The organism is Neorhizobium sp. LjRoot104 (assembly GCF_964253725.1).
Classification (GTDB): domain Bacteria; phylum Pseudomonadota; class Alphaproteobacteria; order Rhizobiales; family Rhizobiaceae; genus Neorhizobium.
Window position 1 is genome coordinate 2,878,109 of sequence record NZ_CAXURS020000001.1, and the last position, 13,432, is coordinate 2,891,540.

Annotated in this window: 14 protein-coding genes; 3 read left to right on the forward strand and 11 right to left on the reverse strand. The window is 61.7% G+C overall.

Annotated features, from left to right (window positions below):
- Window positions 1-16 precede the first annotated feature (16 nt).
- The gene (locus tag ACSQ8R_RS14630) at window positions 17-1,270 is read right to left on the reverse strand and encodes a sarcosine oxidase subunit beta family protein (protein WP_436254036.1); all 1,254 of its coding nucleotides are present in this window, start codon (window positions 1,268-1,270) and stop codon (window positions 17-19) included.
- Window positions 1,271-1,735: 465 nt separating this feature from the next.
- Between ACSQ8R_RS14630 and rpsU the strand changes: the two genes are divergently transcribed.
- On the forward strand, window positions 1,736-1,981 hold the full coding sequence (gene rpsU, locus ACSQ8R_RS14635; RefSeq protein ID WP_037077280.1) for a 30S ribosomal protein S21: 246 nt from the start codon (window positions 1,736-1,738) through the stop codon (window positions 1,979-1,981).
- Window positions 1,982-2,101: 120 nt separating this feature from the next.
- Complete coding sequence (locus ACSQ8R_RS14640) at window positions 2,102-2,989, forward strand: tetratricopeptide repeat protein (protein WP_436254037.1); 888 nt, start codon at window positions 2,102-2,104, stop codon at window positions 2,987-2,989.
- 38 nt (window positions 2,990-3,027) lie between these two features.
- Here the strand turns inward: ACSQ8R_RS14640 and ACSQ8R_RS14645 are convergent, their stop codons facing one another.
- The 10 genes from ACSQ8R_RS14645 to ACSQ8R_RS14690 form a co-directional block, all read right to left on the reverse strand.
- Window positions 3,028-3,756 (reverse strand): esterase family protein, encoded by a 729-nt coding sequence (locus ACSQ8R_RS14645; protein ID WP_436254038.1) that lies wholly within the window; start codon window positions 3,754-3,756, stop codon window positions 3,028-3,030.
- Window positions 3,753-4,718, reverse strand: a complete 966-nt coding sequence (locus ACSQ8R_RS14650; protein WP_436255479.1) for an acetylxylan esterase — start codon at window positions 4,716-4,718, stop codon at window positions 3,753-3,755. The genes ACSQ8R_RS14645 and ACSQ8R_RS14650 overlap by 4 nt, the downstream gene beginning before the upstream one ends.
- A 334-nt stretch (window positions 4,719-5,052) precedes the next feature.
- Window positions 5,053-5,247 (reverse strand): type II toxin-antitoxin system RelE/ParE family toxin, encoded by a 195-nt coding sequence (locus ACSQ8R_RS14655; RefSeq protein ID WP_436254039.1) that lies wholly within the window; start codon window positions 5,245-5,247, stop codon window positions 5,053-5,055.
- Complete coding sequence (locus ACSQ8R_RS14660) at window positions 5,240-5,506, reverse strand: ribbon-helix-helix domain-containing protein (RefSeq protein ID WP_436254040.1); 267 nt, start codon at window positions 5,504-5,506, stop codon at window positions 5,240-5,242. The genes ACSQ8R_RS14655 and ACSQ8R_RS14660 overlap by 8 nt, the downstream gene beginning before the upstream one ends.
- 80 nt (window positions 5,507-5,586) lie before the next feature.
- A complete protein-coding gene (locus ACSQ8R_RS14665) occupies window positions 5,587-6,987 on the reverse strand; it encodes an NAD(P)(+) transhydrogenase (Re/Si-specific) subunit beta (RefSeq protein ID WP_436254041.1) in 1,401 nt (466 codons plus the stop codon).
- Window positions 6,988-7,000: 13 nt separating this feature from the next.
- Window positions 7,001-7,399, reverse strand: coding sequence for a proton-translocating transhydrogenase family protein (locus tag ACSQ8R_RS14670; protein WP_436254042.1), 399 nt, complete (start codon window positions 7,397-7,399; stop codon window positions 7,001-7,003).
- Window positions 7,399-8,697 carry a Re/Si-specific NAD(P)(+) transhydrogenase subunit alpha gene (locus ACSQ8R_RS14675; protein ID WP_436254043.1) on the reverse strand — a complete coding sequence of 433 codons (1,299 nt, stop codon included), beginning with the start codon at window positions 8,695-8,697 and terminating at the stop codon, window positions 7,399-7,401. The genes ACSQ8R_RS14670 and ACSQ8R_RS14675 overlap by 1 nt, the downstream gene beginning before the upstream one ends.
- 86 nt (window positions 8,698-8,783) lie before the next feature.
- Window positions 8,784-9,008, reverse strand: a complete 225-nt coding sequence (locus ACSQ8R_RS14680; RefSeq protein WP_436254044.1) for an aa3-type cytochrome c oxidase subunit IV — start codon at window positions 9,006-9,008, stop codon at window positions 8,784-8,786.
- Window positions 9,009-9,198: 190 nt separating this feature from the next.
- On the reverse strand, window positions 9,199-9,957 hold the full coding sequence (locus tag ACSQ8R_RS14685; RefSeq protein WP_436254045.1) for an N-acyl amino acid synthase FeeM domain-containing protein: 759 nt from the start codon (window positions 9,955-9,957) through the stop codon (window positions 9,199-9,201).
- A 168-nt stretch (window positions 9,958-10,125) separates the two neighbouring features.
- Complete coding sequence (locus ACSQ8R_RS14690; RefSeq protein ID WP_436254046.1) at window positions 10,126-12,447, reverse strand: putative bifunctional diguanylate cyclase/phosphodiesterase; 2,322 nt, start codon at window positions 12,445-12,447, stop codon at window positions 10,126-10,128.
- 424 nt (window positions 12,448-12,871) lie between these two features.
- Between ACSQ8R_RS14690 and ACSQ8R_RS14695 the strand changes: the two genes are divergently transcribed.
- Window positions 12,872-13,432, forward strand: coding sequence for a TRAP transporter small permease subunit (locus ACSQ8R_RS14695; RefSeq protein ID WP_436254047.1), 561 nt, complete (start codon window positions 12,872-12,874; stop codon window positions 13,430-13,432).

Genomic DNA, 13,432 nt, shown 5'->3' on the forward strand with positions numbered 1-13,432 from the left:
ATCATCCCCCGCCCCCTCAATGCGCCACCGCAGCCGCTGCCGCCTCGTCGATCAGCCGCCCGGTGCGGAACCGGTCGAGCGTCAGCCCCGAAGCCAGCCGGTGCGGTTCGCCCCTGGCGATCAGATGCGCGAAAAGATTGGCCGAACCCGGTGTCGCCTTGAAGCCGCCGGTTCCCCAGCCGCAATTGACGAACAGGCCCGGCACCGGTGTCACGCCCTGGATCGGCGAGCGGTCCGGCGTATTGTCGGTGATGCCGCCCCACTGGCGCATCATCTTCACCCGCCGGAACATCGGGAAAAGTTCGCAGATCGCGTCGAGCGTGTGGGTGATGATCTGCAGCCCGCCCGTCTGGGAATAGGAATTGTACTGGTCGGTTCCGGCACCGATGACGAGTTCGCCCTTGTCCGACTGCGAGATATAGGCATGCACCGTGTTCGACATGACGACGCAGGGGAAGATCGGCTTGAGCGGTTCCGAGACCAGCGCCTGCAGCGGAGTTGAATGCAGCGGCACGCGCACGCCCGCCATCTCCATCACCACGGACGAATGCCCGGCGGCCGAAACGCCGATCTTCTTCGCCCCGATGAAGCCCTTGCTCGTCTCGACGCCCAGGACCTCGCCGTTCGGCCCACGCCGGATGCCGGTCACTTCGCAGTTCTGGATGATGTGCACGCCGCGGTCGGACGCTGCGCGCGCATAACCCCAGGCGACCGCATCGTGGCGGGCGGTGCCGCCGCGCCGCTGCAGCGCCGCGCCGTTGATCGGGTAACGCGCCGTCTTGGCAATATCGAGAACCGGCACATAGGCCTTGGCCTGCTCCGGCGTCAGCCATTCGTTGTCGATGCCGTAGAGCCGGTTGGCGTTGATATGCCGCTTGAAGCTCTGCATGTCGTGGGTGTTGTGCGACAGCATCATCACGCCGCGCGGCGAGTACATGACATTGTAGTTGAGATCCTGGCTCAGCCCCTCCCAGAGCTTCAGCGAATGCTCATAGATGTCCATGCTCTCTTCGTAGAGATAGTTGGAGCGGATGATCGTCGTGTTGCGGCCGGTATTGCCGCCGCCGAGCCAGCCCTTTTCGATCACCGCGACATTGGTGATGCCGTGCTCCTTGGCAAGGTAATAGGCGGCCCCCAGGCCATGCCCGCCGGCTCCGACGATGATCACGTCGTATGCGCTGCGCGGCTCCGGCGAGGACCATTGCGCTTCCCAGCCCTTGTGGGCACGCATCGCCTCGCGGGCCACGGCGAAAACCGAATATTTGCGCATCTCGCCTCGAACTCCTCGGATCGTCAGCCCCGATCGCGGGGGCCGGCATTTGGGTAGTGCCATACCCATCGCAAATCAATATGCGTCGCAATGGCTCTATTGCGACGCATTCGCCTTCTCCATCGACACGGGCAAGATCGTCCGCCAGTTAGACGATACCCGACCGCGGTGTCGGAAGCTCCGGCGCCCGGCCGAGGGCTGGCAAAACCGGCCCTGATCACCATCGGATCGCTTGCTTCCGGATCGGCCGGCATTCCGATCACGCACCGCGGCGGGCTTTCACACCTGCATCTCCCGCAAAAGGCCGCCGAATTGGCGCAATCAAGCTTAATGCGTCTGGACTTCACCCATCTCTTCTGCTATCTGCCGTCATCAATCGCACGGCTTCAGGCCGAGCGGACGTTATTCTTTCGCCTCGAATCGTACCGATCCAGGCGAGCAACAAACCAAAGGAACGGGATTCACGTGCAGGTACTAGTCCGCGACAACAACGTCGACCAGGCGCTCCGCGCTCTCAAGAAGAAGATGCAGCGCGAAGGCATTTTCCGTGAAATGAAGATGCGCGATTATTACGAGAAGCCGTCGCAGAAGCGTGCCCGTGAAAAGGCAGAGGCTGTTCGTCGCGTTCGCAAGCTGGCCCGCAAGCGCATGCAGCGCGAAGGCCTGATTGCAGCTCCGGCTCGCACGGTTCCAGCACGTCCGGCTCGTTGATCGGCCGTTTTTTGGACGTTTTCATGTGCTTTCAGGGCGGTGGCGACATGGGCGCCGCCGCTCTTTTGATTTGGTCCGAGACTTCCAATGCCTTTGCCCCGACATGAGGAAATGCGCCTGATGGCCGCCAAAAATCCCGTTCTCTTTCGTGGAACCGAAATTTCCGGCCTCTTGAACCATGTTTCTTCCGTCCGTCGCAAAACAGCTTTGCCAGCCGGGCTGATTGCCCTTCTGGCGCTCGCCGGCTGCTCGACCACCACCTCGACCGACATGATCACCGTCGATCGCGCCCAGGGGTCGCAGGAAAATATCGCCTCGCTGTCTTCCGTCATCAGTTCCAGCCCGCAGGATCCGGAAGGCTACAACGTCCGTGGTACGGCCTATGGACGCGCCGGCGAGTTTTCGCGGGCCCTGGAAGACTTCAATCGCGCCATCCAGCTCAATCCGCAGTTCTACCAGGCCTATGCCAACCGGGCGCTGGTCTACCGCAACATGGGCAAGCCCGTCGAAGCGGCGAACGACTACAACCGCTCGCTCCAGATCAATCCGAACTACGACGTCGCCTATATCGGCCGCGGCAATATCTATCGCCAGGCCGGTCGCACCAACGAAGCCTTCAACGACTTCAACAAGGCGATCCAGCTCGAGACCACCGATGGCCGCGCCTGGCACAACCGCGGCCTGATCTATCAGCTGCGCGGCCAGCACGCCCAGGCGATCGAAGACTTCTCGAAAGCCATCTCGCTGTCGGCGAATTCGCCGGAACCCTATAACGGCCGGGGCATTTCCTACGTCGCCCTGAACGACGACGACAACGCGTTTGCCGACTTCAACCGGGCGATCGAGCTCAACGACAAGCTCGCCGAATCCTGGGCGAACCAGGCCCTGGTCTATGAGCGCCGCGGCGACAAGGCGCGTGCCTACAAGTCCTATTCGCACGCCATGCGTCTCGACCCGAACTACAAGCCGGCCCAGGACGGCGCATCCCGCACCCGCGCCAGCAGCTGATATCCCCGCCTGTCGGCCGAGCTGATTTCCGCCCGGCCTCAGATATAAAGCGCCGCCATCTTGCGCCAGGCGCCTGCCCGGTGGGCGCGACCGTTCCAGACATGCATGTGGTGCCCTACACCTTTTTCGGACAGAACCCGGCTGAGATGCTGGTTGTTGTCGAGAAACGGGTCGGCGTCGCCGATCGTCAGCACGATCTCCACCTGCCGCAGCCTTTCAAGCTGCCACCCGCTGCCGATGCCGGGCAGGAAATGCGACGGAGTGTGGAAATAGACGGCATCGTCGTAGTAGCCATCCAGCAGGTCGCCGAATGCCTCGACCTTCAGCGTCAGGTCGTAACGCCCCGAAAACGCGACGAGCTTGCGGAACAGGTGCGGGTGACGAAAAACGATGCTGGCCGCCTGGAAGGCCCCGAGGCTGCAACCCTGCACGATCGTGCAGTCATGTCCGTTCCGGTTGGCCATCAGCGGCAGGACCTCGTTGAGGATATAATCCTCGAAGGCGGCGTGCCGGCGGATCCGCACCGAGGGATGCTGCCGGCTGTCGTAGAAGGTCTCGGCCGCCAGCCCGTCGACGCAATAGAGCTGTAGCTGGCCGGCCCGGATCTTGTCGGCAAGGCTCGCGACGACGCCAAGCTCTTCATATTCCCAGAAACGTCCTTCCCGGGTCGGGAACATCAGCACCTTGGCGCCGGCATGGCCGAACACCAGGAGTTCCATGTCTCGATGGAGCCGCTGGCTGTACCAGCGCAGATATTCGCGGTTCATGACACCTTGAAGAACTGTCCGACCCTGTCGCGAAGGGCCGCTTCTTGCGACGCACATTCAGGATAGTCGAAATGTCCGGCATCGAGGATGAAGTTTTCGTTAAATTTTGATTTCGGGAGTGCGTTGGCCACCGCGAACTGACAGGGCGGCGCGACCGCAGGATCGAACAGCGCCACGCTCATCAGCATCGGCACCGCAATGCGGCTCGCCGCCACCGCCGAATCATGCAGGCGCAGCGTCTTCAAGGCATTGCCGTATTTCGCCTGATAGGCCTGGACGGAAGCCGCGCTGCCGATGCTTTTCAGCTTCAGCCGCAACTCCTGGTGCCCGAAGGTCGGCAGCGACAGATGCCCTCGGTCGATGCGGTTGTCGAAGGGGACGGCAAGACCGCCGATCCCGCCGCCGAAGCTGATGCCGCTATAACCGATATGGCCGGACAGCCAGGGATAAAGGGCGACCAGCATGCTGACCGCGATCCACAGGTCATCGACGCAACCGCCGATGATGTAGCGGTCCGGCTTGTCGATGTCGTGCAGCACATGCCAATGGGCGTCGGGCGAGATCGGCGGACGGGTGCTGCGCGACATGCCGCGGAAACAGGGAAAAAGGACGGCGGTCTCCTCGACCGGAATGTCGAGATCCGGCGCGTCGCGCCCCCCATATCCATGGCCGACGACCAGGCCGCGCCTGATCTCCCCCTGCCGCGGTAAAAGCAGCCAGCCGCCGATCGGAAACCGGCCGGTCGACATGTAGGCGATGTCGAAGACATGCCATTTCGGATGGTCGATCCCGCTCTTCCTGAGGCCCGGCTCCGGGTCCACGGTCATCGCCCGCCGGTAGCGATCCTTCCAGAACGTATCGAACCCATCCGGCGCCTGCGGCGGCACCACGGCCTGAAGCTGTTTCAGCCCCATGCCGTAGGTGGGATCGAAATCGTAAGGGTGCCTGGTGGGGATGGTCATGCTCGAAAAATTACCGGCAATTCGCGTCATCCCGGTCGAAGACAAAATCGTCAGGAAGCCGGCCACGGAATTTTTCCAATTGTCTCAAGGCCTGTTCACGAACAGCTTGAGAGGCAGGCCGTTGCGATTCCCGTTGCGACTGCTCTTCGCAAGCCCAGTTCCGATCGTAAATCCTCGCCATTCTAGCTTCCTGCTCGCTTCCAATGTCACGCGGTCCGGCTTAACAAAAAGCCATCAGTGGGCCGTCAATCGACGTGCATTGCGCTTGTGAACGACCCCAAGTACGCGAATCCCAAAGTCGGTTATTTCGTAGAGGATGACGTGACTTTGATCCTCATTGCCGGCGAACTCCCGCGCCAAGCGAAGCAAAAGGACGTCCCATCCCGGGATTTTCAGCGAGAAGTCCAAAGCAATGCCGAAATTCATCGGTATATTTCAGCGCCTGGAGGCGGCCAAACGTTTCCAGGCCAAACACGAAAATATCGAGCAGATCCTTATCCGCCCGACGCGTCAGCGTGTATTCAGACACGCTTAGCCTTCCGACGAGCCACCACTTTCTCCGCCTCCGCGAAGATTTCTTCGACGCTGCGCGGGCTTGTTCCGCTTTCGCGCGAGGCCGTCACGAGCTGGCGCATCTCATCCAGTGAAAGCTCCTCGCCTTGATGGATGCGTTCACGCATCACAAGTTCGCTGACGAACTCACCCGCGTTCGCAAATCTGCCATTGCGAACCTGATCTTCGATCCAGTCCTTCGCTGCGTCTGGAAGAGATACCGTTATGTCTGCCATCTTGGCCTCCTGCTCCCTTCCAATCTCGCACAATCCGTCTTCACAAAAAAGCCCGGCACTGCCGGGCTTCCAGTCACTAGTCAGTGCTTCATCGCCTTGACGATGTCCTCGGTCATCTTCTTGGCGTCGCCGAGCAGCATCATCGTGCCGTCCTTGTAGAACAGCGTGTTGTCGATGCCGGCATAGCCCGAACCGAGCGAGCGCTTGACGAACAGGCAGGTCTTGGCCTTGTCGACGTCGAGGATCGGCATGCCGTAGATCGGCGAGGTCTTGTCGTCGCGGGCCGCAGGGTTGGTGACGTCGTTGGCGCCGATGACGTAGGCGACGTCGGCCTGCGCGAATTCGGCGTTGATGTCTTCGAGTTCGAAGACCTCGTCATAGGGCACGTTGGCTTCGGCGAGCAGCACGTTCATATGGCCCGGCATGCGGCCGGCGACCGGATGGATCGCATATTTGACCTCGACGCCATGGCTTTTCAGCGTATCGGCAAGCTCACGCAGGGCATGCTGCGCCTGTGCGACGGCCATGCCGTAACCCGGCACGATGATCACCTTCTCGGCGTTCTGCATCAGGAACGCCGCGTCGTCGGCGGAACCCTGCTTGACGGTCCGCTGAACGCCGTCGTCAGCGCCGGCGGCAGCCGTCTCGCCGCCGAAGCCGCCCAGAATGACCGAGATGAAGGAGCGGTTCATGCCCTTGCACATGATGTAGGAAAGGATCGCACCGGACGATCCGACCAGCGCGCCCGTGATGATCAGCGCCAGGTTGCCGAGCGTGAAGCCGATGCCGGCGGCGGCCCAGCCGGAATAGGAGTTCAGCATCGACACGACGACCGGCATGTCGGCGCCGCCGATCGGCACGATCAGCAGCACGCCGAGCGCCAGCGCCAGCACGACGACCAGCCAGAAATCGAAATGGCTTTCGGTCTGCACCAAGCCGAAGATGAAAACGACGATGAGAACCAGGAGGCCGATATTGATGAAGTGCCGGTAGGGCAGCATGATCGGCTTGCCGGACATCCGCCCGTCGAGCTTCAGGAAGGCGATGACGGAACCGGTGAAGGTGATCGCGCCGATCGCCGCCCCGAGCGCCAGTTCGATCAGCGCCTGGCCATGGATATGGCCGATCGCGCCGATGCCGAAGGAATCCGGCGCATAGAGCGCTGCGGCCGCCACCATCACCGCGGCAAAACCGACCAGCGAATGGAAACCGGCGACGAGCTGCGGCATCGCCGTCATCGGAATGGTGCGGGCGATATAGGCCCCTGCCCCGCCGCCGATGCTGAGCGCCAGCACGATCAGGATGAAGCCGCCGAATGTGGGCGTGGCAAGCAGCAGCGTGGTGACGATGGCGATACCCATGCCGACCATGCCGTAGACATTGCCCTTGCGGCTGGTGGTCGGGTGGGAAAGACCCCGGAGCGCCATGATGAACAGCACGCCGGACACGAGATAGAGGAAGGCTGCAAAGCTCTGCGACATGTTTTCAGAACCCTCAGCGATCTTTTTTCTTGTACATGGCGAGCATCCGGCTGGTCACCAGGAAGCCGCCAAAGATGTTCACGGAGACGAGCACCAGCGCCACGAAACCGAAGCCGGTCGCAAAGCCGCTCGCCGATACGCCGACCGCAAGCAGCGCGCCGACGACGATGACCGAGGAGATCGCGTTGGTAACCGCCATCAGCGGCGTATGCAGCGCCGGCGTCACGGACCAGACGACGTAGTAGCCGACGAAGATCGACAGCACGAAGATCGCCAGGCGGAAGACGAAGGGATCGATCGCCCCCCCGGTTGCGGCACTTGCCGCTTCCGGCGCCTGGGCGGCGGCGCTCATCACGGCGGTCACGGCCTGGTCGAGCTGCTCCAGCGCCTTGTTCATGGAATCACTGGCCATCAGAGCTTCTCCTCGACTGTGGCATCTCCGGCCGTGTCGGCCTCTGCGGCGGCAAGTTTCTTGCGGGCACGAGCCGGTTTGGAACCGGCAGGCTCCTCCGCCGGGGTCGCGACCGGGTCGGCCGTTGCGACAGGGGTGGTAACCGGCGCTCCGCCGACAAGCGTGGCCGCGGTGGCCGCGAAGTTGGGATGCACGACCTGGCCGCCATTGGTCAGCATGGTCGCCTTGACGAGCTCGTCGTCGGGATTGACGGCAAATTCCTTGGTGCCCTTGTCGACCATGGTCTCGATGAAGGCGAACAGGTTGCGGGCATAAAGCGCCGACGCGGAAGCGGCGATACGGCCGGCGACGTTGGCGTAACCGATCACCGTGACGCCCTCGACATCGGTAACCTTGCCCTTTTCCGAGCCTTCGATATTGCCGCCGCGCTCGACCGCGAGGTCGACGGCCACCGAACCCGGCTTCATCGAGGCCAGCATGGCGCGCGACACCAGCTTTGGTGCCGGGCGGCCGGGAATGAGGGCCGTGGTGATGACGATGTCCTGTTTGGCGATATGGTCGGCGACCAGAGCCGCCTGCTTGGCCTGATATTCGGCCGACATCGGCTTGGCATAACCGGCGGCCGTTTCGGCCGCCTTGAATTCCTCGTCCTCGACCGCGATGAACTTGGCACCGAGCGAGGCGACCTGTTCCTTGGCGGCGGGGCGAACGTCGGTCGCCGAGACCACGGCACCGAGACGGCGGGCGGTGGCGATCGCCTGCAGGCCGGCGACGCCGGCGCCCATGACGAATACTTTCGCGGCAGGAACGGTGCCGGCGGCGGTCATCATCATCGGCATGGCGCGGCCGTATTCATGGGATGCGTCGATGACGGCGCGGTATCCGGCAAGGTTCGCCTGCGAGGACAGCACGTCCATCGACTGGGCGCGGGTGATGCGCGGCATCAGTTCCATGGCAAAGGTGGTGAGCCCGGCTTTCGCCATGTCCGCAAGCGCCGCCTCGTTGCCATAGGGGTCCATGACGGCGAAAACCACAGCGCCGCTCCTGTAGGACGCCATCTCGGCTGCGGTCGGCCGGTTGACCCTCAGGATGATATCGGCCGATCCGAGATCTCCGGGACCGGCGATGCGGGCGCCCGTGGCTTCGAAATCCTTGTCGGGAACGCCGGAGGCAAGGCCCGCGCCGCTCTCGACCACGACCGTGAGACCTAGCCCTGTCAACCGCTTGACGCTCTCGGGCGACGCGGCGACACGCGGTTCGTCGGAACCTTCACGGCACACAAATACGATCTTCGGCAAAGACTGTCTCCTCCCAGTCGATATCGCAAGGCGGGCGAAATGCTCCACCCCGCCTCAAGGCCGGTCGCCCGATGGGCCGACCCGGATCAACGCAGCAGGAAAACGCCGGCGATGTTGAGAATGATGAAGACGAGAAGGCTGCCGATGAAGCCTGCTCCGCCGAAGAAACCGGCAGCCATGGCGATCATCAGGATGACGACGACCATCGTGCCCCATTTCGCAGCGGCGATGAAGGCGTTGTAGGTCCTGTCGTGTTCCGCATAATCCATCGAAGCACCCGTTTCCACCGGCCCGCTCTGGTGATTGTCCATCAGTCCCGTCTCCTTCATCAGCCGCACGCTGCCCGCTCGATCGAAGCGTCGGCGCCTGCGGGAAAACCCTTGGCGACATCCGGAATCATGCCTCGTTCGGCACGATGGAGGTCACTTCAGGCCTTACACAAAGCCATGGGAAAGCGCAATGCCGCCACAATGGCTTCCGGTACGCCCGGGCAACGGTCGTTCAGGTCAGATAGGACATCTCGGGAGAATTCGGCCGGCCGGCGATGCGGGCCGTCGGCAGGATGGTGAGCGGGGCGGTGTCGAAATTCGAGGAGCGCGCAAACAGCATGCGGCGCTCATAGGCCTCCGACTGGAAGGCCGGGAAACGCTTCATCATCTTCGAGCGCAGTTCGCGCGTCTGCGAGGCAAGCAGCATCAGATCGAAATCATATGTCGGGATGCGCCGCGGCGGCACCACCGGCTGGGCGTAGAAGAACCGGCGATAAAATGCCGCATGCGCCGGGCGGATCGGCTGCAGCACGCGGTCCGCGTCGAAATAGATTGCCGCGACCGGCGTCAGCCGCACCGTGAGGTAGGGCATGGCCGAGAGTTCGCTGGCATATTCCGGGGCGATCGCGAAACGCGCCGAGTCGATCAACGTCATCCCGGCATCCAGGAGGCCATTCACGGCCTCGGGGAAAATACTGATGGATTGGCAGACCCTGTGTTCCGGCGTGACGTGGTGGAGGCGGATCGTGCTGACCAGCTCCTCGTCGTAATAGACCCCGAAGACATGCGCATTCTTGTCGAAATCGATCTCGTCGATGAGCTTGGTCGCCGCGACCGGCAGCACGTTATGGGTCTTGTAGGCCCTGTATCGCAGCCGGGCGATATCCTCGAAATCCTCGTTGCTCTCGATCCTCCGGTATTCGACATGGTCGAGAGTGGAGAGAAGCTTGGCTGAAAAGTTTCCGTCAGAAAAGGTTTGACCTAGGGGCATTGGGGTTTGTTCCATGAGCTTTAACCATGGATTAACCCTAAAAGACCCATAGCCCGCAATGAATGGACCGCGAATTGAATAAAATTCTAAATGTTATGGTTAACAAACGGTTAACGGGCGTTTCGTAACGCCCCAAAACCGTTAACACGTTCCAATTTCAAGCAGGATTTAGCGCGCCGCGGCACGAAGAGGCGAGGCCTGTGCGTTTTTGGCACCACGCCGGATCGACGAAAGCTTGGCCGCGGGAGTGGCCTCGGCGGCCAGTTCGATGATCTTTTCGGAAGCGACCGGCATGGAAAACACGTAGCCCTGGACCAGGTCGGAGAACCGGTGGCGGTTGACCAACGCAAGCTGCTCCTTGGTCTCCACGCCTTCGACGACGATCTTGAGGCCGAGTTCGCGCGACAGGTGCACGATGCCGCGCAGGAGCTTCAGCTTGCGCTGGTCCTCGGCGATATTGCGGATGAACGCCCGGTCGATCTTGACCACGTCGAGCGGCAGGGAGTCGAGATAGCTGAGGCTCGAGAATCCGGTGCCGAAATCGTCGATCGCGATCGTCACGCCGGTCACGCGGAACTGGTTGAGAATGGCGCTGACGGCCACCGGCTCGTCCATGAAGCAGCTTTCGGTGACTTCGAGATGCAGCCGCGACGGATCGAGCGAATAGCGCTTCAGCACATCCGCCACATAACCGACGATGTCGTCGTTGCGCAGGTCCTGGATCGACAGGTTGACGGAGACGGCCATCGGCTCCGGCCAGGTCGCGCAGTCGCGGCAGGCCTGGTCGAGTACCAGATGAGTGATATGCGAGACGAGCCCCATATCCTCGGCCATCGGGATGAAGACGTTCGGCCCCACCATGCCGCGCTCCGGATGGCGCCAGCGCACCAGCGCCTCGCTGCATTCGATGCCCGAGCCATCGGGACGATACATCGGCTGATAGACGACATGCAGACCCTGGTTCTCGATCGCCTGGCGAAGATCGACGCGGAGCTTCTGCTCGTCGATATACTGGGCGTCCATTTCAGACAGGAACACCGTCAGCGTGCCGTTGCCGGTCGATTTCGCATGGTTGAGGGCAAGGTCCGCCTTGATCTGCCAGTTTTCCATGTCGAAGTCCTGCGACGGCAGGATAACGCAGCCGCTGTTCATCGAAACCGGAAGGCGGAGCCCGTCGACGTAATAGTCGCCCTGTATCTCGGCGTGGATGCGGCGGATCTGGCGCTCCAGTTCGCAACTGTCGTCGCCGCCGGTCAGCAAAACGACGAACTCGTCGCCGACCAGACGGCCCGCCAGCAGGCCGTCGCTCTTCAGCGCGGAAAGCCTTGCCGCGATCGCCGCGAGCAATCGGTCGCCGACCACATGCCCCCGCAGGTCGTTGACATGCTTGAACCCGTCGACGTCGAACATGGCGAGCGCCGCGAGCGCCTCGCCGCGGCGCTTCAGCTTCCTGGTCGCAAGGTCCGCGAAGTGGCCGCGGTTCGGAAGGCCGGTCAAGGCGTCGAACCGCACCATGTGCAGCACCTTTTCCTCGGCCGCGAGACGGGCTGTGACGTCTTCGAAGATCAGCACCACACCGCCATCGGAACGCGGGCTGACCGAGAATTCGAGATGGCGCTCGTCCTTGAACTTGAAGAGCGCGCGTTCGAGCGAACCGTCGGCGAGCTTGGAAAGCTGCCGCAGGATGGCCTCGGGCGCGTTTTCCGCGTCCTCGCAGAGAACGGCGGCGAAATCGCGGTCCTTGAGATCGCTCTTCTTGTCGAGGCCGAGCAGATCGCGGGCGCGACGGTTGATCACCTGGATCTTGCCTTCGCCGTCGAGCATGACCAGGCCATGGGAAATCGTCTTCAAGGCGATATCGAAGCGGCCGGCGATGATCGCCATCTTCCGCGACGCGATGACGTTTTCATAAAGGAATTCGCGCACGCCGTTGGCCATCGACCTTGTGGTGAGGCCGAACGGGATGAGCAGCAGCGACATCAGCGCCAGGTGCAGATCCTCGGTGAACAGGCAGGCGATCAGGATCGGACCGCAGCAGCCGAGCGTCTGGAGATCAACGGCGATGCGCGAGCCGTAGTTGCGGCCGACGATCGACATCATCGAGCCGAGTGTCATGGCGATGCAGGTGAAGCCGACGAACGGGTTTTCCAGCACGAGCAGGGCGTAGCCGCTGGCGATGCCGAGCAGAAAGGCAGCGAGGAACGCGCCGATCACGTATTGCTGCTCCCAGGCGGCGATGCCGTCATAGGTCAGCGACGCCTTGTCGACCTTGTCGAACCGCTGGAACCAGTACATGCGATAGGCAAAGACCGCCGCAAAGCCGCCGGCAAACAGGAGATAGAAATGCGCACCGCTGTAATGGAAAACGAGCAGGCACCACAGGACGTGAACGACCACGCCGGTCCATAACGTGCCGCGATTTCCAAATAGCGACGTGACGAACGACAGATACACATCCGTCGAGAGCGTCTTCGCTTCTGTCTCTTTCATCGGGTTCATCCCTTGTCTTCCGTTCGACACTGCGGGAAACCCTTTAAAAATTGCTTGTCCGCGGGCCTCAGCCCCCCCTTTCATTGGGGGGTTCTTGAGAGTTTGCTGAACAAATTGCCAACAGGGTAGCTAAATTTTGACTGGTGGTGACTCGACGCGGCGCAGGATGGTCCCGGGGCAGGCCCGACATGGCTAAGACTTTCGTCCAAGATCCGTCGTCAAAATCCCCACACAACTCCAAAAAAAGACCCAGAAGCCCATAGTTTCCGTCCTTTTCAGCAACCGTTCAATTGCTTTTTATTCAGCCAGCACATAGACGTCGCGGCGCTGGCGGCAAGCCTGATATTGGCTTTTCGCGATATGCTATTCTAAGATCGATCCAGAGGCCAACAACCTAATCAATAAGGCTTCGGAGGAGGGGAAAATGGGTGCACTGCTCACGTTAAGTCGGCTCGTCGATGCCGTAACGACGGTCATTGGCAAATCGGTTTCATGGCTGCTGCTGGCAGCGGTTCTGATCAGCGCCGGCAATGCCGTGTCGCGAAAGGCGTTCGACATATCGTCAAACGCCTGGCTGGAGGTCCAGTGGTATCTTTTCGGCACCGTGTTCATGCTGGCGGCTGCCTATGCGCTGCTCCAGAACGAGCATGTCCGCATCGATATCCTGTCGTCCACCTGGACCAAAAAGACCCGGGACATCATTGATCTCGTGCTGCACGTCATCTTCCTGCTGCCCTTCGCCAGCCTGATGGCCTGGCTGGCATGGCCCTGGTTCTGGCGTTCCTATTTTTCCGGCGAGATTTCGTCCAATGCCGGCGGCCTGATCATCTGGCCGGCCAAATTCATGGTACTGCTCGGTTTTACTCTGCTTCTGCTTCAGGCTGTTTCGGAAATCATCAAGCGCTTTGCGGTAGTGACCGGCCGGATCCAGGATCCGCGCGAAGACACCGCCGGCACCATGCCGCCCGCCGCATCCGAGGTCTGA

Bases quoted from the DNA above. Each gene is read 5' to 3' on its own strand.
- ACSQ8R_RS14630 (WP_436254036.1), bottom strand. From the start codon at position 1,270: ATGCGCAAATATTCGGTTTTCGCCGTGGCCCGCGAGGCGATGCGTGCC.
- ACSQ8R_RS14685 (WP_436254045.1), bottom strand. From the start codon at position 9,957: ATGCCCCTAGGTCAAACCTTTTCTGACGGAAACTTTTCAGCCAAGCTT.
- ACSQ8R_RS14660 (WP_436254040.1), bottom strand. From the start codon at position 5,506: ATGGCAGACATAACGGTATCTCTTCCAGACGCAGCGAAGGACTGGATC.
- ACSQ8R_RS14680 (WP_436254044.1), bottom strand. From the start codon at position 9,008: ATGGACAATCACCAGAGCGGGCCGGTGGAAACGGGTGCTTCGATGGAT.
- ACSQ8R_RS14695 (WP_436254047.1), top strand. From the start codon at position 12,872: ATGGGTGCACTGCTCACGTTAAGTCGGCTCGTCGATGCCGTAACGACG.
- ACSQ8R_RS14645 (WP_436254038.1), bottom strand. From the start codon at position 3,756: ATGAACCGCGAATATCTGCGCTGGTACAGCCAGCGGCTCCATCGAGAC.
- ACSQ8R_RS14665 (WP_436254041.1), bottom strand. From the start codon at position 6,987: ATGTCGCAGAGCTTTGCAGCCTTCCTCTATCTCGTGTCCGGCGTGCTG.
- ACSQ8R_RS14690 (WP_436254046.1), bottom strand. From the start codon at position 12,447: ATGAAAGAGACAGAAGCGAAGACGCTCTCGACGGATGTGTATCTGTCG.
- ACSQ8R_RS14640 (WP_436254037.1), top strand. From the start codon at position 2,102: ATGGCCGCCAAAAATCCCGTTCTCTTTCGTGGAACCGAAATTTCCGGC.
- ACSQ8R_RS14650 (WP_436255479.1), bottom strand. From the start codon at position 4,718: ATGACCATCCCCACCAGGCACCCTTACGATTTCGATCCCACCTACGGC.
- ACSQ8R_RS14670 (WP_436254042.1), bottom strand. From the start codon at position 7,399: ATGGCCAGTGATTCCATGAACAAGGCGCTGGAGCAGCTCGACCAGGCC.